The 356-nt window shown below is 63.2% G+C and carries 1 protein-coding gene; it reads right to left on the bottom strand.

Annotated features, from left to right (window positions below):
* A partial coding sequence (locus PA598K_RS36565; RefSeq protein ID WP_376739082.1) for a sensor histidine kinase occupies nt 1-356 on the bottom strand: 356 nt, incomplete at both ends.

The following is a 356-nucleotide window of genomic DNA, read 5'->3' as shown; positions in this document are numbered from 1 at the left end:
GGGCAGCGGATTGGAAGCCGCCGTACCAGGCGGCATTGCTCCAGGAGAGGAAGCGGCGCTTGGCGGACCGCGACCCGCCATTCCCCTGCGGCGCCTCCGTGACGGCGCTGACCCGCAGCCGTACGCCCCCTTTCTCGGTGAATTTGAAGGCGTTGACGAGGAGATTGCGGAGAATCTGATTGACCCGCAGCGCATCGATATGCAGCCCGCTCGGCAGGTCGTCGCCCAGCTCGACGTCGAATCGCAGCCCCTTCTGCTGGGCCAGCGCCATAAATTGATGCTGGGTCATCTGTAGCAGCTCATCCATCGCCACATACTCGGCATGGATATCCATCTTGCCAGCCTCGACCTTGGAG

It is taken from the genome of Paenibacillus sp. 598K (assembly GCF_003851045.1).
Lineage (GTDB): Bacteria > Bacillota > Bacilli > Paenibacillales > Paenibacillaceae > Paenibacillus_D.
The sequence above is the reverse complement of the archived record's forward strand: the minus strand, read 5'-3'. Positions and strand labels throughout refer to the sequence as shown.